This window comes from Bacteroides sp. 44_46 (assembly GCF_001915465.1).
In the GTDB taxonomy this organism is placed as follows: domain Bacteria; phylum Bacteroidota; class Bacteroidia; order Bacteroidales; family Bacteroidaceae; genus Bacteroides; species Bacteroides clarus.
This window is the reverse complement of the sequence record NZ_MNQO01000016.1, coordinates 81,852-107,433: the sequence shown is the minus strand read 5'-3', so window position 1 is coordinate 107,433 and position 25,582 is coordinate 81,852. Positions and strand designations below refer to the sequence as shown.

The 25,582-nt window shown below is 44.7% G+C and carries 27 protein-coding genes; 11 read left to right on the top strand and 16 right to left on the bottom strand.

Going from position 1 to position 25,582, the window contains the following annotated elements; genetic code table 11:
* The first annotated feature begins 131 nt into the window (after positions 1-131).
* Positions 132-1,166, top strand: coding sequence for a Fic family protein (locus BHV73_RS08575; protein WP_087411916.1), 1,035 nt, complete (start codon positions 132-134; stop codon positions 1,164-1,166).
* A gap of 143 nt (positions 1,167-1,309) precedes the next feature.
* On the opposite strand, the gene BHV73_RS08570 is transcribed toward BHV73_RS08575, so the two are convergent.
* From BHV73_RS08570 to BHV73_RS08535, 8 genes are all read right to left on the bottom strand, one after another.
* Positions 1,310-2,722: a phenylacetate--CoA ligase family protein gene (locus BHV73_RS08570; protein ID WP_143269459.1), complete on the bottom strand. Its 1,413-nt coding sequence runs from the start codon at positions 2,720-2,722 to the stop codon at positions 1,310-1,312.
* Between the two features lie 79 nt (positions 2,723-2,801).
* A complete protein-coding gene (locus tag BHV73_RS08565; protein ID WP_087411914.1) occupies positions 2,802-3,803 on the bottom strand; it encodes a glycosyltransferase family 4 protein in 1,002 nt (333 codons plus the stop codon).
* Positions 3,804-3,848: 45 nt separating this feature from the next.
* Positions 3,849-4,847: an acyltransferase family protein gene (locus tag BHV73_RS08560; RefSeq protein ID WP_087411913.1), complete on the bottom strand. Its 999-nt coding sequence runs from the start codon at positions 4,845-4,847 to the stop codon at positions 3,849-3,851.
* A complete protein-coding gene (locus BHV73_RS08555; RefSeq protein WP_087411912.1) occupies positions 4,848-6,173 on the bottom strand; it encodes a hypothetical protein in 1,326 nt (441 codons plus the stop codon). It lies immediately after the preceding gene.
* 6 nt (positions 6,174-6,179) lie between these two features.
* A complete protein-coding gene (locus BHV73_RS08550; RefSeq protein ID WP_087411911.1) occupies positions 6,180-6,965 on the bottom strand; it encodes a glycosyltransferase family 32 protein in 786 nt (261 codons plus the stop codon).
* 14 nt (positions 6,966-6,979) lie between these two features.
* Positions 6,980-8,431 carry a lipopolysaccharide biosynthesis protein gene (locus tag BHV73_RS08545; protein WP_087411910.1) on the bottom strand — a complete coding sequence of 484 codons (1,452 nt, stop codon included), beginning with the start codon at positions 8,429-8,431 and terminating at the stop codon, positions 6,980-6,982.
* 73 nt (positions 8,432-8,504) lie between these two features.
* Positions 8,505-8,858, bottom strand: a complete 354-nt coding sequence (locus tag BHV73_RS08540) for a hypothetical protein (protein WP_143269458.1) — start codon at positions 8,856-8,858, stop codon at positions 8,505-8,507.
* 406 nt (positions 8,859-9,264) lie between these two features.
* Entirely contained in the window at positions 9,265-9,435 is a 171-nt protein-coding gene (locus BHV73_RS08535; protein WP_164470616.1) for a hypothetical protein, read from the bottom strand.
* Between the two features lie 130 nt (positions 9,436-9,565).
* Between BHV73_RS08535 and BHV73_RS08530 the strand changes: the two genes are divergently transcribed.
* Positions 9,566-10,933, top strand: coding sequence for a BT4734/BF3469 family protein (locus BHV73_RS08530; RefSeq protein ID WP_229116266.1), 1,368 nt, complete (start codon positions 9,566-9,568; stop codon positions 10,931-10,933).
* Between the two features lie 12 nt (positions 10,934-10,945).
* Positions 10,946-11,617, top strand: coding sequence for a VapE domain-containing protein (locus BHV73_RS08525; RefSeq protein ID WP_229116265.1), 672 nt, complete (start codon positions 10,946-10,948; stop codon positions 11,615-11,617).
* A 203-nt stretch (positions 11,618-11,820) separates the two neighbouring features.
* On the opposite strand, the gene BHV73_RS08520 is transcribed toward BHV73_RS08525, so the two are convergent.
* Positions 11,821-12,039, bottom strand: a complete 219-nt coding sequence (locus BHV73_RS08520) for a DUF4248 domain-containing protein (protein WP_022218848.1) — start codon at positions 12,037-12,039, stop codon at positions 11,821-11,823.
* Between the two features lie 201 nt (positions 12,040-12,240).
* Here BHV73_RS08520 and BHV73_RS08515 point away from each other — a divergent pair, with 201 nt between their 5' ends.
* From BHV73_RS08515 to BHV73_RS08505, 3 genes are all read left to right on the top strand, one after another.
* Positions 12,241-12,714 (top strand): HU family DNA-binding protein, encoded by a 474-nt coding sequence (locus BHV73_RS08515; protein ID WP_087411908.1) that lies wholly within the window; start codon positions 12,241-12,243, stop codon positions 12,712-12,714.
* Positions 12,715-12,890: 176 nt separating this feature from the next.
* Positions 12,891-12,995 (top strand): smalltalk protein, encoded by a 105-nt coding sequence (locus BHV73_RS08510; RefSeq protein ID WP_022218846.1) that lies wholly within the window; start codon positions 12,891-12,893, stop codon positions 12,993-12,995.
* 4 nt (positions 12,996-12,999) lie between these two features.
* The gene (locus BHV73_RS08505) at positions 13,000-13,443 is read left to right on the top strand and encodes an N-acetylmuramoyl-L-alanine amidase (protein WP_018666769.1); all 444 of its coding nucleotides are present in this window, start codon (positions 13,000-13,002) and stop codon (positions 13,441-13,443) included.
* 23 nt (positions 13,444-13,466) lie between these two features.
* On the opposite strand, the gene BHV73_RS08500 is transcribed toward BHV73_RS08505, so the two are convergent.
* From BHV73_RS08500 to BHV73_RS08470, 7 genes are all read right to left on the bottom strand, one after another.
* Entirely contained in the window at positions 13,467-14,981 is a 1,515-nt protein-coding gene (locus BHV73_RS08500) for a sugar transferase (protein WP_087411907.1), read from the bottom strand.
* A 73-nt stretch (positions 14,982-15,054) separates the two neighbouring features.
* The gene (locus BHV73_RS08495) at positions 15,055-16,167 is read right to left on the bottom strand and encodes a DegT/DnrJ/EryC1/StrS family aminotransferase (RefSeq protein WP_118468295.1); all 1,113 of its coding nucleotides are present in this window, start codon (positions 16,165-16,167) and stop codon (positions 15,055-15,057) included.
* On the bottom strand, positions 16,149-16,739 hold the full coding sequence (locus BHV73_RS08490; RefSeq protein WP_087411905.1) for an acyltransferase: 591 nt from the start codon (positions 16,737-16,739) through the stop codon (positions 16,149-16,151). The genes BHV73_RS08495 and BHV73_RS08490 overlap by 19 nt, the downstream gene beginning before the upstream one ends.
* On the bottom strand, positions 16,729-17,694 hold the full coding sequence (locus BHV73_RS08485; protein WP_087411904.1) for a Gfo/Idh/MocA family protein: 966 nt from the start codon (positions 17,692-17,694) through the stop codon (positions 16,729-16,731). Before BHV73_RS08485 ends, BHV73_RS08490 begins: the two co-directional genes overlap by 11 nt.
* Before the next feature lie 25 nt (positions 17,695-17,719).
* A complete protein-coding gene (locus tag BHV73_RS08480; protein WP_087411903.1) occupies positions 17,720-19,033 on the bottom strand; it encodes a nucleotide sugar dehydrogenase in 1,314 nt (437 codons plus the stop codon).
* 78 nt (positions 19,034-19,111) lie between these two features.
* Positions 19,112-19,663, bottom strand: a complete 552-nt coding sequence (locus BHV73_RS08475) for a UpxY family transcription antiterminator (protein ID WP_087411902.1) — start codon at positions 19,661-19,663, stop codon at positions 19,112-19,114.
* A gap of 327 nt (positions 19,664-19,990) precedes the next feature.
* Entirely contained in the window at positions 19,991-21,001 is a 1,011-nt protein-coding gene (locus tag BHV73_RS08470; protein ID WP_087411901.1) for a tyrosine-type recombinase/integrase, read from the bottom strand.
* 195 nt (positions 21,002-21,196) lie between these two features.
* On the opposite strand from BHV73_RS08470, the gene pyrB reads away from it, so the two are divergent.
* From pyrB to glyA, 5 genes are all read left to right on the top strand, one after another.
* Positions 21,197-22,126: an aspartate carbamoyltransferase gene (gene pyrB / locus BHV73_RS08465; RefSeq protein WP_022218837.1), complete on the top strand. Its 930-nt coding sequence runs from the start codon at positions 21,197-21,199 to the stop codon at positions 22,124-22,126.
* 90 nt (positions 22,127-22,216) lie between these two features.
* The gene (gene pyrI / locus BHV73_RS08460; protein WP_009121013.1) at positions 22,217-22,672 is read left to right on the top strand and encodes an aspartate carbamoyltransferase regulatory subunit; all 456 of its coding nucleotides are present in this window, start codon (positions 22,217-22,219) and stop codon (positions 22,670-22,672) included.
* On the top strand, positions 22,672-23,238 hold the full coding sequence (locus BHV73_RS08455) for a flavin reductase family protein (protein WP_009121014.1): 567 nt from the start codon (positions 22,672-22,674) through the stop codon (positions 23,236-23,238). The genes pyrI and BHV73_RS08455 overlap by 1 nt, the downstream gene beginning before the upstream one ends.
* A 56-nt stretch (positions 23,239-23,294) precedes the next feature.
* Positions 23,295-24,074 (top strand): porin family protein, encoded by a 780-nt coding sequence (locus tag BHV73_RS08450; protein WP_009121015.1) that lies wholly within the window; start codon positions 23,295-23,297, stop codon positions 24,072-24,074.
* A 103-nt stretch (positions 24,075-24,177) separates the two neighbouring features.
* On the top strand, positions 24,178-25,458 hold the full coding sequence (gene glyA / locus BHV73_RS08445) for a serine hydroxymethyltransferase (RefSeq protein WP_009121016.1): 1,281 nt from the start codon (positions 24,178-24,180) through the stop codon (positions 25,456-25,458).
* Positions 25,459-25,582: the final 124 nt, after the last annotated feature.

Sequence of the window (25,582 nt, the reverse complement as noted above, 5' to 3'; positions counted from 1 at the left end):
ATTTGGTACAAAACAGAATAAAATCACTCATTCGGCTCATGATTCCTCTTAAATTCCGGTTTTTCGGCTCACATTGAGCTGTATTTATTAATTTTTATCGTATATTTGAGCCGAATCAACACTATATCATCATGAAATTGCATAGCGAAATACTTGAATACCTTCATTATCATCCAGAATCTTCCAGAAGCGAGATTACCGACGGTATTGCAATCAAAGCAAGTCCCGCCACCCTTAAACGGGCAATATCCGAAGCTGTGGAACAGAAGCTTATTCATGTCACCGGAAAAGGAAAAGCCACGAAGTATAGCATTACTCCGCAAGCCCATGTGCTGATGACGTTTGATATCGACACTTATTTTGAGAAAGAAATCGATGAACGTACCATACAGCAAGGATTCAATTTCGAATTGATTCAGAATATATTACCTCGTGTCATTCTGTTTTCCGATGAAGAACTTCATCATTTAAACGGTTTGCAAGCAACATTTACAAAGAATATATCCCAATTGTCCCCCCTCGAATATGCTAAAGAAATGGAGCGGTTAGGCATAGACTTAAGCTGGAAATCCTCACAGATAGAAGGCAATACATACTCCTTGCTTGAAACAGAACGCTTGTTGACCGAACGTGAAGAAGCAAAAGGCAAAAGCAAGGAAGAAGCCATTATGCTGCTCAATCATAAAGAAGCCTTAAAATTCATACTTCAAGAACCGGATTATTTAGAGACCCTAACCATAAGCCATATCGAAGACATTCATAGTATTCTGACCGATAATTTGAATGTAGACCGGAATATCCGTTCCCGTCGTGTCGGCATCACCGGCACTAACTATCGTCCGCTCGACAACGAATTTCAAATCAGGGAAGCGATGCAGGATACCTGTAAACTGATTAACGCCAAATCCTGCGTTTTTGAGAAAGCATTGTTAGCACTGGTTCTATTATCATACATACAACCATTTACCGACGGCAACAAAAGAACTGCACGTATCGTAAGCAACTCATTGCTGATTGCCAATTCATATTGTCCCATTTCGTTCAGGACTGTCGATTCTATCGATTACAAAAAAGCAATGCTTATTTTCTATGAACAAAATAACATTTCTGCTTTTAAGAGAATATTTATGGAACAATTCGAGTTTGCGGTGAACACTTATTTTTGATAAATAGTACCTTCCCTTCTGTTTCTAATACAATCTCTGTGTTTAATACAACAAAACATAACGAGCAAGTGATAGGTGTTTTGCAAAAAATAACTACCACTTCTCTTTTTATATGTATCTTATAATTTTAGATATAATAAAATTTATTTTCCAGAAAAGTCATATTCCGAAACACAATAATCATCCTTTCCAGAAGGCATTTTAGGAATTTCTGCAACAAAATTCAGTTCAATCTTTGAATCCGGAAAGTTTTTAGCAAAATTATCAACTACATAATCAAATGTGGATATGGGCTCATTTTCGTTTTTAGGTTTAATCAGTATACATATATCTCCCGAACTATCTTGACGGACTTGAAATTGGTCTATTTTTTGATAAAGCTCTGCATGTTCTGCTTTATGGTAATCCATATTTTTAAACATCATATTATCTATAACTATAGAGGTAAAGGGGTGACCTTGTTTATTAAACAAAGTTTTCCCTGTTCTACCTACGATATGTTCTATCAAGCGAGAGGAACGTCCACACGAACATTTTTGCTTTTTTATTGTTGCCATATCTCCTATCTGGTATCGGATAAAAGGAAACACATAATTATTTAAGTCGGTTGTTATCACAAATCCTGGATTTCCATTTTTTACTATATTACCTCCTTTATCTACTATTTCAACTATACACTGCTCCTCGGTTATGTGTAATCCTTCGTGCATATAACATTCATGGGATACTACTCCTCCGTCTCCTGCTCCGTATTGGTCATATACAGGTACGTGGAATACTTTTTGTATAGTGTATCGGTGTTGTGGTAATAACATTTCTCCTGTTGTCAACACCATACGAATTTTAGGAATAGCTAATTTATTTTCTTCTATGAACTTACTTAGATTATAAATAGCTGCCGGATAGCCACGAATAACTTTTGGATGATAATTCATCAATTTTTCATAAATCTTACGAATCCCCTTATTAGACATATCCGAACAATCACACTTTAAATTATTCATTATAAACTTATCAAAAATATCTTTTTTAGTAAGTTTATTCCTCTCTGCCTTTGTCTTTACCAATGAATTACCACCAAGTGTGAAAATTTTTTCACCTAAAGAAAAACCATACCACTCCCAGGCTCTGAATGAAGATGACCACCTGATTCCCCATGTTGCCTTATCCGTCATAAAATTTAGTGGTATTCCCGTACTTCCACCAGAGGTTTCTTTATGAGCTTTGCGTTGAGAAACATCCAAACTAATCATATCGTCATAATTATCCCTGATTATCTGTTTTGTCAAAATCGGAAGTTTTGCTAAATCAGCACGGCATTTTATGTCTTCTGGTTTTAAATTAAGTTTATCAAAAAGTTTGGTGTAATAAGGGACATTCATATAACAATGATGAATTAAACGCTTCAATTTTTCATTTTGCAAATTCATCAATTGTTCCTCAGAATACCAATCAGTCCGTTTTAGACGTACATATTCCTTTAATATGTCGCTTTTTTGTATTTTAGCCGCAACAGGTAATAGTACATACCTGTCTATTTTACTATATAAACTCATAAGCATATTTCTATTAAACAACTTCTAATAATTATTATATGTCAAATTTCACGCACTATAAATGCTTTATATCAAAACGTCATTTTTCGTAAAATAATAATAGATTGGATTTTATATTTTCCCACGAATAATAAGATAGACTTTTATAAGCCTCTCTCGTCATCTTTAATACCCTCTCTTGATTATTCACTGCCCAAAGCATTTTTCCCGATAGCTCAATAAAATTATCACTTTCAAATAGTAATCCTGTCCTACCATTTTCTATCATATACGGTACACCTCCCACATTACTCGATATAACTAGTAAACCTGCATTAAATGCTTCCAAGACAGACATCGGTTGGTTATCGATTACCGGAGAAGAAATAAATATATCGGCTTTATTAAGATAGGAGTATATCTCACAATTATCCACATGCCCACAAAAGCATATATTCTTTATACCTTTTTGCTCAACCATAAACTCCAATTCTTTCCTGCTGCATCCATCTCCGACAATATACAGTTCGGATGTAGGTATTTGTTTCTGTACAATTTCAAAAGCTTTGATAATACATCCTATATTATAAGTCGGCGAAAGTGTACGAATGCTAATGAAACAAGGACGAACGGCAGTACGTTCTCTAAAATACTTGTTATCTAACTCTAAGATATTGGAAACAATCCGGTAAGGTATACGGTGTTTTTCAAATATAGAAGCTATAAATCCGGATAATACGATATTTACATCTGTTTTACGTAAAAAATAATTCACCAATACTGGATGCCTTTTAAAAAAAACATCTGCTTCTCCACCATGATAAGTTAAAATAATTCTTCTATTTAACAATCTACCTATCATGATTCCTGCTATTGCCGGCAAGAACCCCCAATGGGAACAGGCATGAATATGGAAAACGTCATATCTATAACCGACAAATATCAACCTTAATGGCAGGAATAATCTAACAAAAGAATTATACTTCATTGAAAAGATTCGGGCAGTAACCCCCTCTTTCAAAAGTTTTTTATATAACAGTTCAACCTGTCCGGATATGCCACCAATACTTGATTTATAGTTAGCTATCAATAATACTTTCATGTTATTAGTTTTTATAATTTTAAAGTAGGCATATCAATTATTCGACTATCCGAGAAGTTTTTTCAGAAAAAAGAAGCTGGGTATTTCCATTAACCGTATCACAATGTAACTAAAAACAAAAGCCGAAATAGCCGCTAATACAAACTGCGGCAAACCTGTATGAATTTCCGGAAAAAAGTGTATTAAAATTGCCACGAAAAACATATGGGAAAAATAAATTAAAGTACTCATTTTCCTATACCATGGAAAAGAATTCCTATCAGGTAGCTTTATCGAAATTACTATAAGTAAAGTGCAAAAACAAAGTAAATGTTTAGAGAAAGGCAAGCCATACAAATAGACAATTGCAGATACTAATGTCATAAAAAAAGCCCATGCAAAATGTTTCAAAAAAAAATCTTGCCACTTACTCAAAAAAAGCCCAACAGCAACAAATCCAAAACCAACAAATAAGCCGTTTCTCGTAGTAGAAAAAATCTTTTCATACACATATATAAAATTTCCACATATACCATCCATATGTTCTACTTGCAAAATATTATTTATCCCCCAACCAATTATTGTAAAACAAAGTCCGCAAGTCAATATCCATTCTATTGTAAATTTCCACTTTATTAATATTTTTACAATAAACGAAGCCCAAACCAAAGCCAACAAATACCATAAAGGCCAACTCATATAGTTCTCGCCGACAAATATGACATTTCTACAAAAGATTGCAAATGCTCTTACTAAACTATTACCCTCAATTATGCATGAGCCATAAAAAGTCAATGGTAAATATAATACCGTCCATAAGAAATACAGTTTTAGCAATTTGACTATATACATATTAATTGTCCAATCCACACAATTGCTATTACCACAAGAAATATACACACTCATTTTTTTCTGTAACAGAAAGCCTGAAAGAACAAAAAACATGGGTACTACCAATGGGCAAATAAACCCTGTAAAAAAGGTATGGTCATAATCAGTATGTATTGCCACAACGAAAAAGCTCATGAAAAACTTCAAGAGGTCTATACTGTTATAATGTTTCATTTAAGTAATCCGATTGTTATAAAAAAACAACTTCAACATATTACAAAATCCACTCCAATTATAACTTTTATACCGTAAATGGATTGTTCCTATCTTTTCACTAATGATAATCGGAATAGAAACCGGCACGTATTGCATCAATCCGATACATATAATCACAAAAAACAGTGGGTCTTTAAACTCTATACTCGAAAATGACCAAGCACAGGTCATCATGAGTAATAATATGCGGCTAAACAAAGACAAGTCATGTTTTAAAGTTCTCCAAAATCGCCAGATAAGTATAGGAAAAAAGATTAAAAAAGAGACTCCCCAATGAATACAATTATTCAGTAACGAACCTGACCCCTTTATTACAACTCCACTACTTGTTTTCAATAAACCATTATCATTCAGACCATATCCCCAAGGCCATTTGTAAACATTACTTTTAGTAACTAAAAAATTAGGTATTCGGCTAACATTTTGCCCTTCAACGAGAAAATCATAATCGGAAATCTCTTTTGTTTTTACATCATCCACAATTAGATTTATTTTCTTCATTCCGAATGATGATGCATAGAAGGAAAGCAAGAAAATTCCTACTCCTAATATACTTAAAACCTTATAAGACACCTTTTTCTGATTGAATGCAACGAATGCAAATATCATAATCAGACTAATCAAATAGGTCGTTGAAAGTGTTGACAGTCCGATAATCATTACTATCCACATTTTCCTATCTATTTTTATATTATTCCTCGTTAGGCGTAAACATATCCAAAAAGATAGTATAAAGCCGAAGAATGAGGGTTCGGAAGTAAATCCACTGTTCCTCAATAAACCATCTGTCACCCACGAGGGATATGCTGTATAAACCAGGAAACTCCAACGTTCCCTTGAATCATCATCGACCGTTAAATTTATAAAGTTCAGATAATCATGGAAAAAGGAAAAATCAAATAACTGTACCAACCAAAACGGAACGCTTATTAAAGCAAGAATGTATACGGTCTTATCATAAAAAGAAAAGAAATTGGCGATGACATATTTTAAAAAGAAATAAGCTGTTAGGAATCGGATATTATATCCTACATAATTACTTAAGAACTCCACGGACAGACCTCCCCATTTCAGTACTGATATAAAATTTATCAAAGCAAATACCAAAATAGGAATTAATATGATAGCATCGAACCTTTGTTTGCTTTCAATCGCAACAGTAAGCCCATAAAAAAAGAAAAATAGCAGAACAATGGCATTCCCCGCAAAGATGTTAGGGTTCGCCCCGATATAAATGAGTACATAGGCAATACTTATTACATGCTTTAGAACCGTATTATTCATACAATTTTATCTTAATTTATCTGTCCCTATCGTTTTCCTCAGAAAGTCTTTTATCCTAAAATACGGCTCTGCAAGAAGTGAGTAATAGATGCTATCACCAACAATCCGCTTTAGTAAATACGGAAAAGTTTTTTTCTCTTTTGCAGTCCAACTCCCTTCAAAATGATGAATTGAATACGTTTGGGGGGTAATCCGAATCTTATTGGTTCTATTATCCTTCGGAGAAAAATAATAATGCGGAAATACCGACACAACTTTATCTGAAAAATCAAATTGCGTTATATCCTTGATTCTTTTTACCTGATAGTTATATTCTTTAAAACATTTCATTATTATGACCGGTAAGGGCGTAGTATCCATTTCTCCATTATTCGATATAAAAGACCGTTGTTCATAATATCTCAACAACATAGAAAAAAGAGGATGATTTTTTTCAGTCCCCAATACCGCAGCCTCCACTGTATTGGTTAACTCGTATCTTTCTATACCTATAAAATATGGCAGTTCCAATAAATCATCGAACTTTTTTAGAACCTCCACATCTAAATCCAAATATATACCTCCGTAATTCTTTAATGCCCATATTCGAATATAATCTGCTGCAAAGGCATATTTTTTTCTTTCAAAGGCTTGTTTAGTCCAAGTTACAGAGTCAATATCAAAGCTATCCCTATTCCATAGAATAAATTTATAATCCGGTAAGTATCGGTGCCAGCTTTCCAGGCACTTCCTTATTTTATCCGGGTAAGGGTCATTACTAAGCCAACAGTAGTGAATAATTTTAGGTATCATATAAATAAATGGGGTTACATTTTTTTTATAATCAATGTCTTTAACTTCGAACAGTAAAAGTCAAACTCTTTAATTTTAAACAGTTTAGAAAAAAGAACGTACATGGCAATATAAGCAAAGGCCTGGATAATAACCTGCCAAACAGGTGCAACAATGAAAAAGGAAGATGCCAAATAAACAAAAATTGCTGGTAATACCGCAATGAATAATGTAAGGAAAAGGTCTCCGAATTGGGCTCTAAAATCATAGTGAATCAGTTTTCCCACATACATGGAAGCTCCGATATAAAACAAGAACTGAGACAACGTATATCCTATAAGTAGGCCAATCATGTCAAACTTAATGCTGATAACAATAATAATCAGCCCTATCGTCCTAAGTACAAATTCTAAAATAAAGACTCCCTTACTTTTTCCTAAAGATTTGATGACATTCGTATGAGTTTCGAACAGAGTTGTCAGTAAACCGGCGACAGTAAGAAGCTGAAAATAGGGAATCATCGGAAGCCACTTACTCGTAAACAAAACGGTAATCAATGGTCGTGCTACTATAATCAGAATCATCGCCATTGGAAAATAAACGAATGCTATCGACCTGATACATTTTGAAAAAGCATTTTTTAGTCTTGCTATGTCATCTTGGATACCCGAAAAGATAGGGAAAGTCACATTTATAACAGCCGAAGAAATACAGTTCCGCGGTACATCCTGCAACTTTCCGGCTTGAGTATAATACCCCAATTCCATAGGTGAGAAACACTTCCCGATAATCAATGAAAGTACATTATAATAAAGGCGATTCAATATCGAATTGAAAAACATGAAACTACCGAAATTCAGTAAGCCGGTAATAGACTGCCAGTCAAATACCCACAACGGTCTCCAACGGTTATATCTCCAATATGCCAAACACTGTACTATTCCTGTAACAAGTAATTTTGCAACTAAGCTCCATACTCCTGCCCCCCAATAAGCGAATAAAATTCCTACCGAAGTACCGAAGATAACGGAACTCAAATTAATTTTAGCGATTCGTCCGAATGCCAGTTTCTTTCTCAATACATTCTGCTGTACCTGCATTAAAGCATTTATTACGAGAATAATACCTTGTATCTTCAATATATCGCTCAGCAAAGGAATCTCATAAAAGTCAGCTATCAAAGGAGATGTTAAAAACAACGTTGCATACAACACAAATGATAAACCCAGATTCCAATAAAACACTGTCGAGTAATCTGTTGCAGTTGGATTTTTCTTTTGAATCAACGCACTTCCGAAGCCACCGTCGACGATAGCGTCGGATATGCTGATAAAGACCAACAGCATACCGATACATCCGAAATCATCCGGAGACAGTAAACGGGCTAATACAAGGTTGGAAACAAATAAGAAAAATGACGAGCCAAAGCGTTCTACCGCATTCCATATCATTCCTGATATGGCTTTTTGCTTCAATGATTCGGGCATTGAAAAATATATAAGGATATGGTTAAGGAGTTAAATGAACCTATCTCCTTTTTATTTATTACACGTTCAAAATTTATAGCATTTTCTTAAAGCGCCTCTTTGTCATCTTCGACTCTTTCAAGCAATCTTTTAAAGCAGAAAACTGTTCTTTGGTCAGTTTACCCATTAATTCGACTTTGGTTTCTCTGTTCTCAATCCTCCCCTTCCACCTTTCGATATCGGCTTCCGCAACCGTACGGCCTACATCATACCTCACGTATTCGTCTGTCCTCTCCTCGCAGCTGTGGCTGTTCCGGATACGGCTCACGATAAAGTCCGATTCCTCAATCATCACGAAACGCTTGCCATCCATCAGACAGAAAACCGAGATGTTGCCGTTATAATGGAAAATCTCGTGTATTAGGTAGGCGGAGCGTTCCAGGGCCATCCTGCACTTGCCGCAGCAGTAAAGGTAAATGCCGCGTAGGTTATTGCGCTCTTTCTTAAGCATTTCCAGGACTTAGTCGCGGAGAAAAACGATAGCGGATATTTCTTTTTATTGCATAATCCGGAGGCGGATATGACAGGTTGCCACCTTTTTTATAACTTTTCGTTACGCGCGCGAGAATTTATTGATAAATGTAACGATTACATTTATCAATTTTAAAACACATACCCCTGTAAAAGTTGGAAATATGGCTGGCAACCTGTCAACTACGGGCGGGGAACATGCAGTCGCATATAGTCCGCCCCGAGCCGTAAGTCCAACTCTGTCAATACGTTACACAGTTCTGCGGGGTGATTTTTCAGCTCTTCCCGGTAGATGCGGAACACGCTGTAATACTGGCTCAGTTTTAAACTTTCGCCCTTTTTACCTTGCCATAGGTCTGGGGACTCATCGAGATTTTACGGCAAATCTCTTTGTCGCTCAGGCGTTTGCCACCTACAGGAATCGTGTTCTGGAACAGTTCTAGGTAGTCACCGAGCTCCAAGTGGACGAATTCCGGATTTAGATTTTGAGTCATCTATAAATGTTTTTAAAAGTTAATAATGTTAATATATCATCTGTCCGGTTCCCACATGCGGGAACCTCCATTTTCCGTATCCGGCGCTTTATTCGGAACTTCACTCCGTAAAACCCTAATAACGACAATAATGAAAGAAACTTCAATCAGCCTTTTCAAAGGTTACTCGGATACACATCCGCAGGACAGCACGTTACAGGAAATCGTAAACCTTATCCGCAACGATGCACTGGTGCGCGACCGCACCGAGAAACACCGCTATTACAGCCATAACGGGCAAAGGGCTGCCGCTGCATGGGAGAAAGCCGCCTGCCCGTGTTTTGCCGTTGCCGTGTGCTTCGGAGACGGCAAGCAGGCAGAGAACATCACGGGCTGGACTTCGCTGGCGCTGGCAGACATCGACCATATCGACGCCGACCGCCTGCCGGAACTTATCGGACGTGTCCGCGCCGACAAGCATACGCCGCTGTCCTACACCACTATCAGCGGTACGGGGCTTCGCATTATCTACCGTACGGACTGCCTGACGGCCACTCCGGAGAAGAACCGGAAAATCTATTCCAAAATCTTCGAGCAGGGCAACCGCTATTATGCCGGCCTGCTGGGTTGCGAATGCGACCTGAAATGTAAGAATATCACGAGGCTCAGCGGACTGGCGCACGACCCTGATGTCTATTTCAATCCTGATGCCGTTGCCATGCCCGTCGAACTGAAAGGCGACAAGAAAGAGCAGCCCGCCAAACCCTCTGTCCGCAACAGGCGGCTGGAGAAAGCGGTTGCTGCGGTAGCCGGCGAGCTGGCAGGACAGGGCATCGTTTACGAGGCACACCAGCGCAACCAATATATCATGCGTATGGGGTATCTGCTCAACGCTTACGGAGTGGCGCAAACCAGCGCTACCCAGTGGGCGGTGAAACGCTTTGCCGACTACGACGGGGATGTAACCGCCGTCTTTCGGTCGTGTTACCAGCGCACCGAGGAGCACGGTTCCCGTCCGTTGCACGGACGGGAACCGAATGCCGGCGGCAACGACGGATTTGCCAGCGTGGAAGACATCGAACATTTCCTCGACACGCAAGCCCGTTTCCGGTACAATGAGGCTACCGGGAAATGCGAGACGGCTGCTGCCGGAGCGGACGGCGCCGAAGGGGAATATACGGAGATAGACGACCGTTTCGTCAACACCCTATGGAGCCGTATGAGCAAGCAGGGAAAGACCGTGCGTATCAATGATATCCGTGCCATACTGAACTCGGAATATACTGTTTTGTTCAATCCTTTTACCGACTACTTCGAAGGGCTGAAACCCTGGGACGGGGTGACCGACCATATCGGACGGCTTGCCGCTACGGTGCACGTAAAGAGCGAGCAGTCCGTATTCGAAGGTTACTTCAAGAAATGGCTCGTAGCCTCCATTGCCTCCCTTTTCGACCGGGAAACGGTGAACCACGAGATTTTCGTACTGATTGGGCCTCAGGGCAGCTACAAGACTACCTAGCTCAACAAGCTGTTGCCGCCTGCGCTGCAACGTTATTTTTACATCAAGTCCAACAATAACCGCATTACCAAAGACGATATGTTTTCGCTGGCGGAATTCGTCTTTATTTGCATGGAGGAAATAGACGAGCTGGGGGCGTCGGAGCTGAACCAGATTAAGGCGATGACTACCCAGAAGGTGGTGAACGAGCGAATGGCTTACGCGCATTATAAGGAGCACCGCGCCCACATTGCCAGCCTGTGCGGAACCACCAACAACGTGCAGTTCCTGACAGACCTTACGGGCAACCGCCGCTGGCTGCCGTTCGAAATCAGCAGCATAGACAATCCTTATACGCATCCCGTGGATTACGAGGGGGTGTACTCGCAGACGTATGCGCTTTGGAAAGGCGGCATGCGCTATTGGTTCGAGGACAAGGAGATAAAGCTCGTAAACCTGCACAACCGCAATTTCGAAGTGCCCAGCATGGAGCGCGAACTGATACAGGCTTATTACCGCCACCCCTTGCCGAGCGAAAAAGGTACGTTCGTATCTACCACCGATATTCTGAGTCGCATAAACTCTGCCGTGAAGCACTACCTCAGCCCCGTAAAGATAGGGCTTGTGATGAAGCAGGCGGGCTTCGAACTGACAAGGCTGAACGGAAAGCGGGGTTATCGCGTGGTGGAGCTGTCGAGAAACTAAAGGGCTGTACTGCGGCGCTAAAGAGCTATACTGTGTGACTAAAGAGCTATACTGTGTGGCTAAAGGTCTATGTTACGATGCTAAAGGTCTATACTGTCGTACCTTAATCTCTGTTGCCAAATTCCCGGCTTCCCTCCCGTTCCGTTGTCTTGTACAGGCGATTCCGTTCCCTATACTGCCTGCTTTTGGGGAGGAGGAGTTTTTTATGGTTCGCCCAGCGCCTCGACTATGAGCCGTACTTGCGCCGGCGTGTATGTCCGCGTTTTGTCCGAGGTTACCAGTGCATGGAGGCTGCCCCGCAGTGTGGGGTGGAAATCTATCCACTGGTTCAGCTTGCGGAAGGCGGCTTGCGGGCAAAGTCCCGGACAGTAGAGCTGGGCGAGCTCCGTGCGCCCGTATGTACGTATTTTGAAAGTTTCCATATCCTTTGAATTCTTTGTTTTTATATAAGCCAAAGATACGGAAATATCTCCACACCACAGCCGTTATATCCGTATATAACGTACTGTAACGAACCGTAACGGACGAAAAGTGATAAATGCCCTTATGCTATGTCGTATCTTCGTATTGTTGCAACAAGGATATAGGATTTTTTAATTGTGAACTAAAAAAAACAAAAGATTATGATTCGTTACAAAAAGTATCAAATGACCGGCGAAAAAAGCCCGTTGAAAGGACTGTGGTATGCACGTCCGCTGATTGAGGACACTTTCGATACCGAAAGGCTCGCCAAGCATATGGCTAACCATAACACGCCCTATTCGGAGGGGCTGATTAAGGGGGTGCTGACCGACATGATTTCCTGCACCAAAGAGCTTATCCTGGACGGCAAAAACGTAAAGCTGGACGACCTCGCCATTTTCTCCGTAGGCATCGTGAGCAAAAAGGGTGCTGCCTCGGCTGCCGCCTTTACGCTGGCGGACAATGTGAAAGGTCTGAAACTCCGTGCACGCGCCACGGGCGAATTGAGCAACGCCCAGATTAATTTGGAAGGTCAACTGAAAGAGGCTTACAAATACAATGTGGACGGCAGTGAGTCCGGCGGTGGAAACAAGCCCGGCGGTAATGACGGAGAGGAAGAAAATCCGTTAGGATAACGCTCCCTTAAGGCGGCGGGGCGGTAAAAAGCTGTTGCCTTACTGCTTTGCCGCCTTTGCTTCACTCTATCGTTTTTATCGCTTTCCCTAATTGTTTCACCATTGTTTTATCATTACTTTATCATCGTTTTATTTTCATTATCAATTACTTATTTTTTACATTAAAACCAAACAACATGAGCACAAAATCAAAATCGGTATGGGGCGTCGTCCTCAAAGTAATCATCACAGTAGCCACTGCCTTAGCAGGTGTTTTCGGTATCACGTCTTGCATGAGCTGACCTGATGAGAGCCGGAAGTTTCTATCAGAACTATCGGGAGGTACGCCTCCTGGTAGTTCATTGCAGCGCAACACGTTACGACCGTGATTTCCCGGTGGATGCCCTGCGCCGCTGTCATCTGCAACGCGGATTTGCCAGCATCGGCTATCACTTCTACATCACCCGCGACGGCGAAGTACACATCTGCCGCCCCGTACACCAAATCGGCGCCCATGCCACGGGTTGGAACGACAAGAGCATCGGTATCTGCTACGAAGGCGGTCTTAACGAACGGGGATGTCCCGCCGACACGCGCACGTATGCCCAGAAATGTTCCCTGCTCGACCTCCTGCGGCAACTGAAAACCGACTACCCCACCGCCCTCATCTTAGGTCATTACCAACTGAGCCGCTCCGTCCGCAAGAGTTGCCCGTGCTTCGATGCGAAGGAGGAGTACGGAGAGGTGTGATTTATGGTGAACTTCATCCAACCTTATTTGCTTCTCTTTCCCCGAAACACGATATTGCGGAATGCTTTCCAGAAGTAGCGCCAGTCGGTGAGGAAAGGGCTTTTGAAATAGAGTTCCAGGTATCTGCGTTCGCTTTCCTGTATTTCGGCCAGGGTGACGGGCATATCGGCGTAGAAGGGCGGTACAAGACCCGGTTTCGCCTTGATGCGCAGTTCCCGGAGCTCTTCGGAATAAAGGCTGAAGTAATGGTTGCTGAGCGGGCGGACGCCTACCAGCTTCAAATCTCCCTTTGCCCAGTTGAGCAGCATGGGCAGCTCGTCCAGCCATGTTTTCCGGAGAAAACGGCCTATGGCGTTCACCCGGTAATCGTCGGCTATCTTTCCGCCGCTGCACAATCCCTCCTGCTTGTAGATGTAAGGCTGCAAATACTCCGAATAGGCATGCATCGTCCTGAACTTGTACACGCCGATGAATTTTCCGTTCTTGCCTACCCGCTTGAGGCGGATAAGCACCCCGTTGGAGGGACGGTCATCGCGGATAGGTTCCTTTACCTTCGCGGCGATAACGTAGAATTCTCCGTGTACGATTTCCTCGTGCAGCACGTCGAAGCCGGCACGGTACAATCGCCCCAAGACCTCGACACGGGTAAGGGCACGTGTCTTACCTTTCGTTACCCAGTAGTAAAACTCTTTCGTAAACGGGAGCTTCGGAATGACCCTATGCCAACAGTAGTCCATAAAAAAGAGGATACGGTTGATAATGACCGGATTCTGCCGCATGATTTTCTCCCGGCGTATGCCCGAAGTGGTGCAATGGCAGGCTACGAGCCCTCCATTCTCCAGGCAGTAGTTGCTGTAAGAAAGGAGTGTGTTGATATGTCTTACCTCGTTCAGCGAACGCCGGTGGATGATGAACCGGGGCAGCCGCACTTTATGGGCAAGCACCGTTTCCGGATTGCGCGAATCGATAACCACCGTATCGGGCGAGAACGCCCTGCCGTCCTGCTGCACCCGCCGAAGTACTTCCGCGCTGTTTTCCGCCTCGTGCGTGAGGCTCAACAGCCGGGTTACATCGGCATTCTTCAGCAAATCCGCCTGCTCCATTCCGGTATTGATTCCCACCTCCGTAACATCGTCCAGCAGGGGTTCTTCGTAGAAATAGGGAATTTTGCGGTAGACTAATTTCCTTACGGAATAGTACAGCCCCCATTCGAGCACGATGATGATGCCGGTAGCGAGGATAATGGAATTATCGTACTCGTAGCCGGGCACGCAATGGCGGTAGAGGGTGTAAAGGAACAGCCCGGAGAGAATGTCCAGGGCAAAGATACCCGAAACCGCGTAACGTATTCTTTTGTAGGAACCGAATTGCAGCTTCCGCGATACGATGCCCAAAGCTACCCAAATAACGGCCGACAGCACCAACCAGTACCAACGTGGCAGGTCACCGAAATAGCGTGCCAGCCAGAAGGAGAACAGGGATATGAACAAATCGAGAAAGATGATTACCGTATGACGGCGGAAAGTGGAGAAAGGCAAGGGATACAGGAGTTAGGATTTATGAATGATGAATTGTGATTTTGCTGCCGGGACAAGTGTCCGGTGCAGCCGGTCAGATGTGGCTGCAAACGGTTTCTATGTCTTCTTCCGTGATGTAGGGATGAATGGGAAGCGACAGCACGGTATCACAAAGTTCCCGGGCTACGGGACAACAGTCGTCAGGAACATTCAATGTTTTATAGGCGGTTTGCCCGTGCATAGGGGTGGGATAATAGACCATGGACGGGATGCCTTGCTCTTTGAGGCGGGCTTGGAGCGCGTCGCGTTCTTCCTTGCTATCCAAGCGGATAGTGTACTGCGCCCAGCTCGAATAGTAGCCTTCGGGAACGACAGGGGTCTTTACCTTGCCGCTCAGCTTGCCGGTGTAGAGGGCAGCGGCTTTGTTGATGTCCCGCAACTCGTATTCGTGGAAGGCTTTGAATTTTATTTTCAGGATAGCGGCTTGCAGGGTGTCCAGGCGCGAGTTCATGCCGATACGGACGTTATCGTACTTGAACATGCCTTTGCCGTGTACCCGGTAAGAATCTGCCAGCGCAGCCCATTCGTCGTTGTCGGTGAACACCGCTCCGCCGTCGCCGTAACAGCCCAAAGGCTTGGCGGGGAAAAAGGAGGTGGTAGAGATGTCGCCGAAACTGCATGCACGCTTGTTGCCTATCATACCCCCAAATCCTTGCGCACCGTCCTCGAGAATGAAAAGCCGGTGGGCATCGGCTATCTTACGGATAGCGGGATAGTTGGCGGGAAGACCGAATAAATCTACAGTAACGATGACTTTGGGCGTCAGTCTGCCTTCTTCTACGGTACAGGCAATCTTCCGTTCCAAATCCGAGGCATCCATATTGAATGTATCGCGGTCTACGTCTACAAAGACCGGAGTGGCTCCTTCCAGTGAGATAACCTCTGCCGAGGAGAAAAAAGTGAAATCGGGCACGAATACGGCATCTCCCGCACCGATGTTCCATACTTTCAGGGCGAGGGTCAGCGCGTCCGTGCCGTTGCCGCACGAAATGCAATATTTCACTCCTACATACTCCGCCAGCTCGTTTTCAAGCTCTTTTACGGGTTTGCCCATAATAAAGGCACTCGATGCCGCTACGTCTACCATAGCGGCGTCTATGTCCCACTTCAATACTTGATACTGTTTTTTTAAATCTCTGAATTGCATAATGCTGATGTTTGTTTTAATTCTCCATTTTCTTCCTCATACCTACGCCCGCACGAACATGTAAGCGAAGCATCCAATCGGGCGCCGCATTCGCATACCCAACCGATACGGCGGGCAGGGACTCCCGCCATAAGCGCATAGTCCAGTACATCCTTCGTTACTACAGCACCTGCGGCAATGAGCGCGCTTTTGCCTACAGTATGTCCGCAAACCACGGTAGAGTTGGCTCCTAACGAGGCGCCTTCTCTAATCAGGGTCTTGGCATATACGCCATGTACGGGGAAATGCGCCCGGGGAGTCACGACGTTGGTGAATACGCAAGAAGGGCCGCAAAATACGTTGTCCTCCAGTTCTACGCCTTCGTACACCGACACGTTATTCTGAATGCGGACGCCGTTGCCTACCTTTACGTTATTCGCTATATTCACATTCTGTCCCAGCGAGCAGTTTTCTCCGATAACCGCTCCTTTCTGGATATGTGAGAAATGCCAGATTTTGGTTCCTTTTCCCACTGTTGCACCCTCATCTACATAGCTGCTGGGGTGAACGAAACAGTCATTCTTATTGTCCATTATTTTCTATGATTTGTTGTACGGTTTCCAGTACTTTTACTACTTCATAACCTGCCTCTCCACTGTTTATCCCGATAGTGGAGTCGAGGTGTTCTACGAAGTATTTCAGTTCTTCTTCCAGGGGCATCTTTTTCTCGTAGGGGATAATCTCGTCCGGCGCCTCTATCTTGACGGGAAGCCCGTTCTCGAAATCGATTCGTTTATTATAGAAATGGATTTCCTTTTCGCTCGTGGCGTCATCGAAGGAGAGCATGCCTTTACTGCCTATCACCACCAGCAATTGCTGCTTGTAGGGATGTAGCCAGGACACGTAGATGTGTGCATGCACGTTGCCGGGATATTCCAGTTGGGTTAGCGTACTGTCGTACACCTTGTCTTGGAGGAACTTCGCTCCTTTTGCCTCTATCTTGCATGCCGGGCTGCCCGTGAGGTAGTCCAACACCGAAATGTCGTGGGGCGCGAACGAGGGGAATACGCTTTCTTCCGTGCGTACCGTACCCAGGTTCAGCCGGTGGGAATAGAGGTAGAAAAGCTTGCCCAGCCTGCCGCTGTCTATCACTTCTTTTATCTTGCGGTAGGCCGGATGAAACAGCAGTACATGCCCTACCATGAGGCGTGCGCCCGTATCCCGTGCCAGCTCCACCAGTTCGGCGGATTGCGCGGCGGTGAGTGTCATTGGCTTTTCCAACATAACGTTCAGCCCTTTTTCCAACAGTTTTTTACCTGCCGGATAGTGAAGCTCCGCCGGAAGCGCAACCGTATATCCGTCATAGCCGCAGGCAATGGCTTCGTTTATATCCGTATATCCTTTTATTCCGGGATATTGCTCCGTGTATTCTTTTAGCCTGCCGGCATCTGCCTCTACCACGGCGGCAAGGCAGCCGAGTCCTGCCAATGTGCGGATGTGGTTCTTCCCCCACCTACCGCCACCGATAACGCATATATTTTTTTTCATGGGAAAAAATCAGTGGTTTCAAATTTTAAAGTACTTCGATATTGTTTCTTTCTTTTACTTCTTTCATCACATTCTTCGTATCGAAGACGGCTTGTGCATGCCGCTGCACGAAATCGTAGTCGATGTTGGTGTGTGCGGCGGTTACGACTACGAGGTCGGCATGCTGCAACAGCTCGGCAGTAAGGGCGGTTTCGCCTTTGTGCAATTTGCCGTGTTGTTTGTATTGGGGGATGTAGGGGTCGTAGAAGGACACCGATGCTCCGGTTTTCTCCAGCTCTTCGATGACGCGCAGGGCGGGACTTTCGCGGTAATCGTCTATGTCTTGCTTGTACGCCACGCCGAGAACCAATACTTTGGAGCCGTTCAGCGCTTTGCGGTGGCGGTTGAGTATTTTGCCGCAGCGTTCTACGGTGTATTCGGGCATGTGGTCGTTTATCATCATGGAAGCTTCTATCATCGAGGTGTGGAAGCCGTATTCGCGGGCTTTCCAAGTCAGGTAATAGGGGTCTAAGGGGATGCAATGCCCGCCCAGCCCCGGTCCGGGATAGAAGGCGGTGAAGCCGAAAGGTTTGGTCTTGGCGGCTTCTATCACTTCCCAGAGGTCGATATTCATACGGTTGCAGAGAATTGCCAGCTCGTTAATCAGGCCGATGTTGATGTTGCGGTAGGTGTTTTCCAGGATTTTTGTCATCTCTGCCACGGCGGGCGAGGAGACGGTATGTACCTTATCGCCCAAGACGGCTCCGTATATGGCGGCAATCACTTCTTGGGCGTCTTTGCCTACGGCTCCTACTACTTTCGGGGTGTTCTTGGTTTTGTAAACTGCGTTGCCCGGGTCTACCCGTTCGGGGGAAAAGCCCAGATAGAAGTCTTTGCCGCACTCCAACCCGGAACCTTTTTCAAGAATCGGCTTTATGAGTTCTTCGGTAGTGCCGGGATAGGTCGTGGATTCCAGTACCACTACCGTGCCTTTGGTGAGATAGCCGGCTATCGACTTCGCCGAATTCTCCACATAGCTGATGTCCGGTTCCTGGTGTATATCCAACGGGGTGGGTACGCAAATGGCTACGAAGTCCACTTCTTTTATGAAAGAGAAATCGGAAGTGGCGCTGAGCATGCCGTTGCTTACCAATTGCGCCAGCTCTGCATCGACCACGTCGCCGATGTAGTTGTGTCCGGCATTCACCTGTTTTACCTTTTCTTCCTGTACATCGAAACCGATAGTTCTGAATCCGGCTTTTGCTTTTTCTACAGCAAGGGGCAGACCGACATAGCCTAAGCCGACAACCCCCACAGTGATTTTCCTTTCCGCAATGCGGGAAAGTAGCTCTTCTTTCATTGTCGTTTATTATTTTAGATTGGTTATTTCTGTCGATATCTTCACACGGATGTTATTCCTGAAAGATGTACGGAAGCGTTATTCTATCACTTCGCAGTACCAACGGGAAATACGCATCATGACCCCGACGCCGGCAAGTGTCTTGATGAAGTAGTAGCCGCCCCGGGTACGGTGTAGCTTGCCTGTTATACCGGAGAACGGTCCGTGGATGATACGGACGTTTTTTCCGGGTTTTGCCTCTGCCTCTTGGTGGGTGATATATAAGGTGTCCTTGAAATCGGGGTCGCACAGCACGCGGAATTCTGTCATCTGGCTGTCGGGTATCTCGCAAAGGTGTCTCGTCTCTTTGTTACGGAGCACGTTGAACGGTACGCCGCATTCCTCGAGCATGCCGAGCATTGCCTTCTGGCTTTCGTCTTTCTGTAAGAAAATCAGATTGTGGACTACCGGGACGAGCATTCTTTTCATCTTCCCTTCCCTCTCCTTTTCGGCGTAGGTCATCGGGATGAAATGTACTTTCCCTCTTTCTCTTAAAAAATCGCTAATTTTCAATTCCTGACAGTTGAACGTACGGACTGCATACCAGGGGTTCTGCTTATTTTGATTATTCAAGTCGTTTATGCCGGTCATGATTAGCTTCTTGTTTTTTTAATGTATATCCTTAAAGAAAAGAAAACAACTTCCTCTCCCCACCTGTGCGACACAGCCGGGAAACGTTATTATCGATAAGGATATAGCCTTTTTATACCACCTCTGTACAAGAGGCCGCCTCTGTACAAGAGGTGCGATAATAGATAATCAGTTAAAAGCCAAGGATAACCATAGTATCAGTAGGGAGAAAGAGTAATATCAAGTAGTACAAATGTTGAAAAAAAAAGATGTTTTTGTTTGTTTGTTTTAGTTTATCTACATACTTTTGCAGCCGTTATAGTGCTCTATTCCTATTTCTGTGAGTTCTCACTCTTGTACAGAGGAATGCTCTTCCAATACTTCATTCAATAGTTTTTTATTAGCCCAATTCTGTTTATCATTTCCAATATCTTCTACATAAATCTGTGTAGTCTTGATATTGGTATGCCCCAAAGCTTGCGCGATGACTGGCATGTCTACCGATGACATGAAAGCGAGCGTAGCCCATGTATGGCGTGCCACATATGAGGAAAGCGCCTTGTTTATTCCCGCCTGCTTCCCCAGTATTTTCAGCACCTTATTATAATAAGTGAATTTTCGTTTGTACTCCCGATAAGCCGTATCTTCATCCTGTGAAGTAAGAAAAGGGAAAACATAGCTGCGATCGTCCGACCGGTAGCGATTGATAATCTCCTCCATGCAAGGCTCCAGCTTGATTTGTACGAACTGATTGGTTTTGCGACGATGATAGGCGAGAACACCATCCGTAATCTGCGACTTCTTCAGGAAAGCCACATCCACGAAAGGCATGCCGCAGGCATAAAAGCAGAACAGAAAAACATCGCGCACCAACTGCATGAACGACCCCGGTTTCACCTTTACATTACGCAGTTTATTGATGTCCGTTTTTTCTATCGAACGTTTCCTGGTGCGGGAGATGCCCGTAAACACATTTTTGAAGGGTTCTTTCTGCTCCGTAAGCCCGTGTTCTACCGCCTTGTTGTAGATGGCACGCAGGGAACGCATGTAGCAAGAAAGCGTATCCTTGCACACCCCTTTTCTCTGAAGCCAGGCTCCATAAGCGTCTATCAGCTCGCATCCCATATCGGAAAAGGTAATATTCTTGTCACCATGAAATTTAAGAAGCGAACGCAAAGCGGTAGCATAATTGCCGGCGGTGCTGTGGCGGTGCATCCGGCGGGTACGTACAATTTCTTCTCTGGCAAACGTGGAAAAACTCCCGGAAACTACGGAGCTAGTCTCCTCTTCTTTTCTCTGTTCCGGTGAATGATTGCTCCGCTGGATATTCACCTTAAAAACAATACTGATTCTCAACATAATCTCTAAATTATTTAATAAAAATTGAACATTAATTGTGAAGTCCGTGCCAAACAAATTTCAAGCAGGCTCCAAACGGCGAAAGTTATGGAAAAAGAATAATTCTATTCACTCAAAAAAGTTCGCGGAGATTTTTATAACCCATATTTTTTTTGCAACTTTACACTCTCGAAAAGTAAAATGAATATCAACGATATGGAAAACAGAAGTTTAGTCACTATCGCCGAACACAGCAAGGAAAAAATCCTCTACATGCTCGAAATGGCGAAAGAGTTCGAGGCAAAGCCCAACAGGCATCTGCTTGATGAAAAAGTTGTCGCCACCCTATTTTTCGAGCCGTCCACCCGTACCCGTTTAAGTTTTGAAACTGCCGCCAACCGTCTCGGCGCACGTGTCATCGGTTTCAGCGACCCTAAAGCCACCAGCTCGTCCAAGGGCGAAACGCTGAAAGACACCATCAAAATGGTAAGCAACTACGCCGACATCATCGTGATGCGCCACTATCTGGAAGGGGCTGCCCGCTATGCCAGCGAAGTAACCTCGGTGCCTATCGTCAATGCCGGAGACGGAGCCAACCAGCACCCCTCGCAAACGATGCTCGACCTCTACTCCATCTACAAGACGCAAGGCACGCTGGAGAATCTGAACATTTACCTGGTAGGCGATTTGAAATACGGCCGCACCGTACACTCCCTGCTGATGGCAATGCGCCACTTCAACCCCACCTTCCATTTCATCGCTCCCGAAGAACTGAAAATGCCGGAAGAATACAAGATTTACTGTCGCGAACACGACATCAAATTCGTGGAACACACCGACTTCACGGAAGAAATAATAGCCGACGCGGACATCCTCTACATGACCCGTGTGCAGCGTGAACGCTTCACCGACCTCATGGAGTACGAACGTGTAAAGAACATCTACATCCTGCGCAACAAGATGCTGGAACACACCCGTCCCAACCTGCGCATCCTGCATCCGCTGCCCCGTGTCAACGAGATAGCCCTCGATGTGGACGACAATCCGAAAGCGTACTATTTCCAGCAGGCGCAAAACGGACTTTATGCCCGCGAAGCCATCCTCTGCGATGTACTCGGCATCACGCTGGACGATGTTAAAGTATAAAGCATGGAACATGAGGTATACCGCTCTAAACGTTATACTTCTTTTACGCTTTCTACTTCAATATTTTACACTTCATACTTTATTTAGGACATGAAAAAGCAAGAATTACAAGTAGCCGCGTTAGAAAACGGCACTGTCATCGACCATATACCATCCGAAAAGCTGTTTACAGTAGTGTCACTGCTCGGACTGAAACAGATGAACAACAACATAACAATCGGCTTCAACCTCAAGAGCAAGAAGCTGGGAACAAAGGGTATCATCAAAATAGCGGATAAGTTCTTCTGCGACGAGGAAATAAACCGCATCGCCGTAGTTGCCCCCAACGTAAAGCTGAACATCATCCGCGACTACGAAGTGGTGGAAAAACGCGAAGTGAACCTGCCCGACGAATTACGCGGCATCGTAAAATGCGCCAATCCCAAGTGCATCACCAACAACGAGCCGATGCCTACCTTGTTTCATGTGGTGGACAAGGATAATTGCGTAATCAAATGCCACTATTGCGAGAAAGAACAAACAAGAGAGGACATAGAGATAATCTGATGAAAGAAGACTGGAAACCGGGAACCATGATTTATCCGCTGCCCGCCGTACTGGTGAGCTGCGGAAGCACCCCGGAAGAATACAACATACTGACTGTCGCATGGACGGGAACCATTTGCACAAACCCGCCCATGTGCTATATTTCCGTACGTCCGGAACGTCACTCCTACGACATCATCAAGCGTAACATGGAGTTTGTCATCAACCTGACAACCAAAGATATGGCACGCGCCACCGACTGGTGCGGCGTACGCTCGGGCAAGAACTACAACAAATTCGAGGAGATGAAGCTGACACCCGGCAAGAGTACCGTTGTCAGCGCTCCGCTCATAGAGGAGTCTCCTTTGTGCATCGAGTGCAGGGTAAAGGAAATCGTCGCCCTCGGCTCACACGATATGTTCATCGCCGATGTGGTGAATGTCCGTGCCGATACATCCCGCCTGAATACGGAAACCGGAAAGCTGGAGCTGGCGGAATCCAATCTGCTGGTCTACGTGCATGGCGGTTATTACGGGCTGGGAGAGAAAATCGGAAAATTCGGCTGGTCGGTAGAGAAGAAAAAGTGATAGATACTATCTGATACGTCCAAGCGTGTCGTTACATTAATAATTTAAAGACAATTATGGGAAGAAGAGGATTACTTTTCGGGTTTTGTTTGCTGGCTTTCTCCGCAACCATGTGGGGTCAACTGCCGGTCGTGCCCGGAACGGATGAACCGGAACGCCCCCAGCACACCCACCGTCACGACCGACGGGTGAACTTCGGTATCAAGGGCGGATTCACCTCTTCACTTTTCCTCGTATCAGACCTGGTGCTTAACGGCACCGTCATCGACGAAGTGCAGAACAACTACAAGATAGGCTATTTCGGCTCGTTCTTTATGCGGATAAACTTCAAGCGCCACTTCCTGCAACCGGAACTGTCGTACACGATAAACCGCTGCAATATCACCTTCGAGAAGCCACTGCCCGAAGACGCGCCCGAAAACAGTACGCCCGAAATGGCCTCTATCACCTCGTCCATCCATAGTTTCGAGATTCCCGTAATCTACGGATACAACATCATCAAGGAAGGGCCTTACAGCCTTGCCGTATTCGGCGGACCGAAAATACGCTATATTTGGGACAAGCAGAGCAAGGTCACTTTCGAGAATTTCGACCAACGGGATATCGAAGAAGAGCTTTATCCGCTGAACGTCAGCTTCACGGCCGGCGTTGCCGTAACGATTTCACGCGTATTCTTCGACTTCCGCTACGACATCGGACTGCACAACATTTCAAAGCGCATCAGCTACAAGCCGGTTTACGATGAAAGCGTCGGCGAGGAAATTACTCTTGCCAACCAAATACGCTTCCACAGACGGGATAATGTACTCAGCTTTTCGCTCGGGGTGTTCTTTTGATAGGAAATTTCTTACTTTTCTTACAGTTTATTCATTTATTTCCTTTAAATTTGTGCGCTTAATAAGAGAACACAGAATTATCAAACTTATCTAATAAGCAAGAATGAAAAGAGACGATTTAATTTTCGACATCATCGAAAAAGAACATCAACGTCAGCTCAAAGGCATTGAACTGATTGCATCAGAGAACTTCGTAAGTGACCAAGTTATGCAGGCGATGGGCTCCTGCCTCACCAACAAGTACGCAGAGGGCTATCCCGGCAAGCGTTACTATGGCGGTTGCGAGGTTGTAGACCAAAGCGAACAGATTGCTATCGATCGTTTGAAACAGATTTTCGGTGCAGAATGGGCTAACGTACAGCCGCACTCGGGCGCACAGGCCAATGCCGCCGTATTCCTCGCAGTGCTGAATCCGGGCGACAAATTCATGGGTTTGAACCTTGCGCACGGCGGTCACCTCTCTCACGGCTCATTGGTTAATACTTCCGGTATTATCTATACTCCCTGCGAATACAACCTTAATAAAGAAACCGGACGCGTAGACTACGACCAAATGGAAGAAGTAGCCCTGCGTGAGAAACCGAAAATGATTATCGGCGGCGGTTCTGCTTATTCACGCGAATGGGACTACAAGCGCATGCGCGAAATTGCCGACAAGATAGGCGCTATCCTGATGATTGACATGGCGCATCCTGCCGGACTGATTGCCGCCGGTGAACTGGATAACCCCGTGAAATACGCCCATATCGTAACTTCCACCACTCATAAGACGCTACGCGGCCCTCGCGGCGGTGTCATCATGATGGGTAAGGACTTCCCCAACCCCTGGGGCAAGAAAACTCCGAAAGGCGAAATCAAGATGATGTCCCAATTGCTCGACTCTGCCGTATTCCCCGGTATTCAAGGCGGTCCGTTGGAACATGTCATTGCGGCAAAAGCCGTTGCTTTCGGCGAGATTCTGCAACCGGAATGGAAGGAATACGCCAAGCAGGTTAAAAAGAATGCCGCTACGCTGGCGCAAGCCCTGATAGACCGTGGCTTTACAATCGTTTCCGGCGGTACGGACAACCACTCCATGCTGGTAGACCTGCGTAGCAAATACCCCGATTTAACAGGTAAAGTGGCTGAAAAGGCATTGGTATCTGCCGACATCACCGTAAACAAGAACATGGTTCCGTTCGACAGCCGTTCCGCATTCCAGACTTCCGGTATCCGTCTGGGTACTCCCGCCATCACAACCCGCGGCGCAAAAGAAGATTTGATGCTGGAAATCGCTGAAATGATCGAAACCGTTCTCTCCAACGTAGACAACGAACAGGTCATCGCAGACGTTCGCGCACGTGTGAATGCCAAGATGAAAGAATATCCGCTGTTCGCTTACTGATTATTAAATTAAGAATTGAGAAATAAAAAACAGGCTGCGCAATGTTCACTCGAACTGCGCAGCCTGTTTTTTTTCACTTCTTATTGTAGAAACTATTATTTCTCACTTCTTAATTCTCAATTCT

Coding starts and splice junctions, on each gene's coding strand:
- BHV73_RS08575 (WP_087411916.1), top strand. CDS start 132: ATGAAATTGCATAGCGAAATACTTGAATACCTTCATTATCATCCAGAA.
- BHV73_RS08570 (WP_143269459.1), bottom strand. CDS start 2,722: ATGAGTTTATATAGTAAAATAGACAGGTATGTACTATTACCTGTTGCG.
- BHV73_RS08565 (WP_087411914.1), bottom strand. CDS start 3,803: ATGAAAGTATTATTGATAGCTAACTATAAATCAAGTATTGGTGGCATA.
- BHV73_RS08560 (WP_087411913.1), bottom strand. CDS start 4,847: ATGAAACATTATAACAGTATAGACCTCTTGAAGTTTTTCATGAGCTTT.
- BHV73_RS08555 (WP_087411912.1), bottom strand. CDS start 6,173: ATGAATAATACGGTTCTAAAGCATGTAATAAGTATTGCCTATGTACTC.
- BHV73_RS08550 (WP_087411911.1), bottom strand. CDS start 6,965: ATGATACCTAAAATTATTCACTACTGTTGGCTTAGTAATGACCCTTAC.
- BHV73_RS08545 (WP_087411910.1), bottom strand. CDS start 8,431: ATGCCCGAATCATTGAAGCAAAAAGCCATATCAGGAATGATATGGAAT.
- BHV73_RS08540 (WP_143269458.1), bottom strand. CDS start 8,858: ATGGCCCTGGAACGCTCCGCCTACCTAATACACGAGATTTTCCATTAT.
- BHV73_RS08535 (WP_164470616.1), bottom strand. CDS start 9,435: ATGACTCAAAATCTAAATCCGGAATTCGTCCACTTGGAGCTCGGTGAC.
- BHV73_RS08530 (WP_229116266.1), top strand. CDS start 9,566: ATGAAAGAAACTTCAATCAGCCTTTTCAAAGGTTACTCGGATACACAT.
- BHV73_RS08520 (WP_022218848.1), bottom strand. CDS start 12,039: ATGGAAACTTTCAAAATACGTACATACGGGCGCACGGAGCTCGCCCAG.
- BHV73_RS08515 (WP_087411908.1), top strand. CDS start 12,241: ATGATTCGTTACAAAAAGTATCAAATGACCGGCGAAAAAAGCCCGTTG.
- BHV73_RS08510 (WP_022218846.1), top strand. CDS start 12,891: ATGAGCACAAAATCAAAATCGGTATGGGGCGTCGTCCTCAAAGTAATC.
- BHV73_RS08505 (WP_018666769.1), top strand. CDS start 13,000: ATGAGAGCCGGAAGTTTCTATCAGAACTATCGGGAGGTACGCCTCCTG.
- BHV73_RS08495 (WP_118468295.1), bottom strand. CDS start 16,167: ATGCAATTCAGAGATTTAAAAAAACAGTATCAAGTATTGAAGTGGGAC.
- BHV73_RS08490 (WP_087411905.1), bottom strand. CDS start 16,739: ATGGACAATAAGAATGACTGTTTCGTTCACCCCAGCAGCTATGTAGAT.
- BHV73_RS08485 (WP_087411904.1), bottom strand. CDS start 17,694: ATGAAAAAAAATATATGCGTTATCGGTGGCGGTAGGTGGGGGAAGAAC.
- BHV73_RS08480 (WP_087411903.1), bottom strand. CDS start 19,033: ATGAAAGAAGAGCTACTTTCCCGCATTGCGGAAAGGAAAATCACTGTG.
- BHV73_RS08475 (WP_087411902.1), bottom strand. CDS start 19,663: ATGACCGGCATAAACGACTTGAATAATCAAAATAAGCAGAACCCCTGG.
- BHV73_RS08470 (WP_087411901.1), bottom strand. CDS start 21,001: ATGTTGAGAATCAGTATTGTTTTTAAGGTGAATATCCAGCGGAGCAAT.
- pyrB (WP_022218837.1), top strand. CDS start 21,197: ATGGAAAACAGAAGTTTAGTCACTATCGCCGAACACAGCAAGGAAAAA.
- pyrI (WP_009121013.1), top strand. CDS start 22,217: ATGAAAAAGCAAGAATTACAAGTAGCCGCGTTAGAAAACGGCACTGTC.
- BHV73_RS08455 (WP_009121014.1), top strand. CDS start 22,672: ATGAAAGAAGACTGGAAACCGGGAACCATGATTTATCCGCTGCCCGCC.
- BHV73_RS08450 (WP_009121015.1), top strand. CDS start 23,295: ATGGGAAGAAGAGGATTACTTTTCGGGTTTTGTTTGCTGGCTTTCTCC.
- glyA (WP_009121016.1), top strand. CDS start 24,178: ATGAAAAGAGACGATTTAATTTTCGACATCATCGAAAAAGAACATCAA.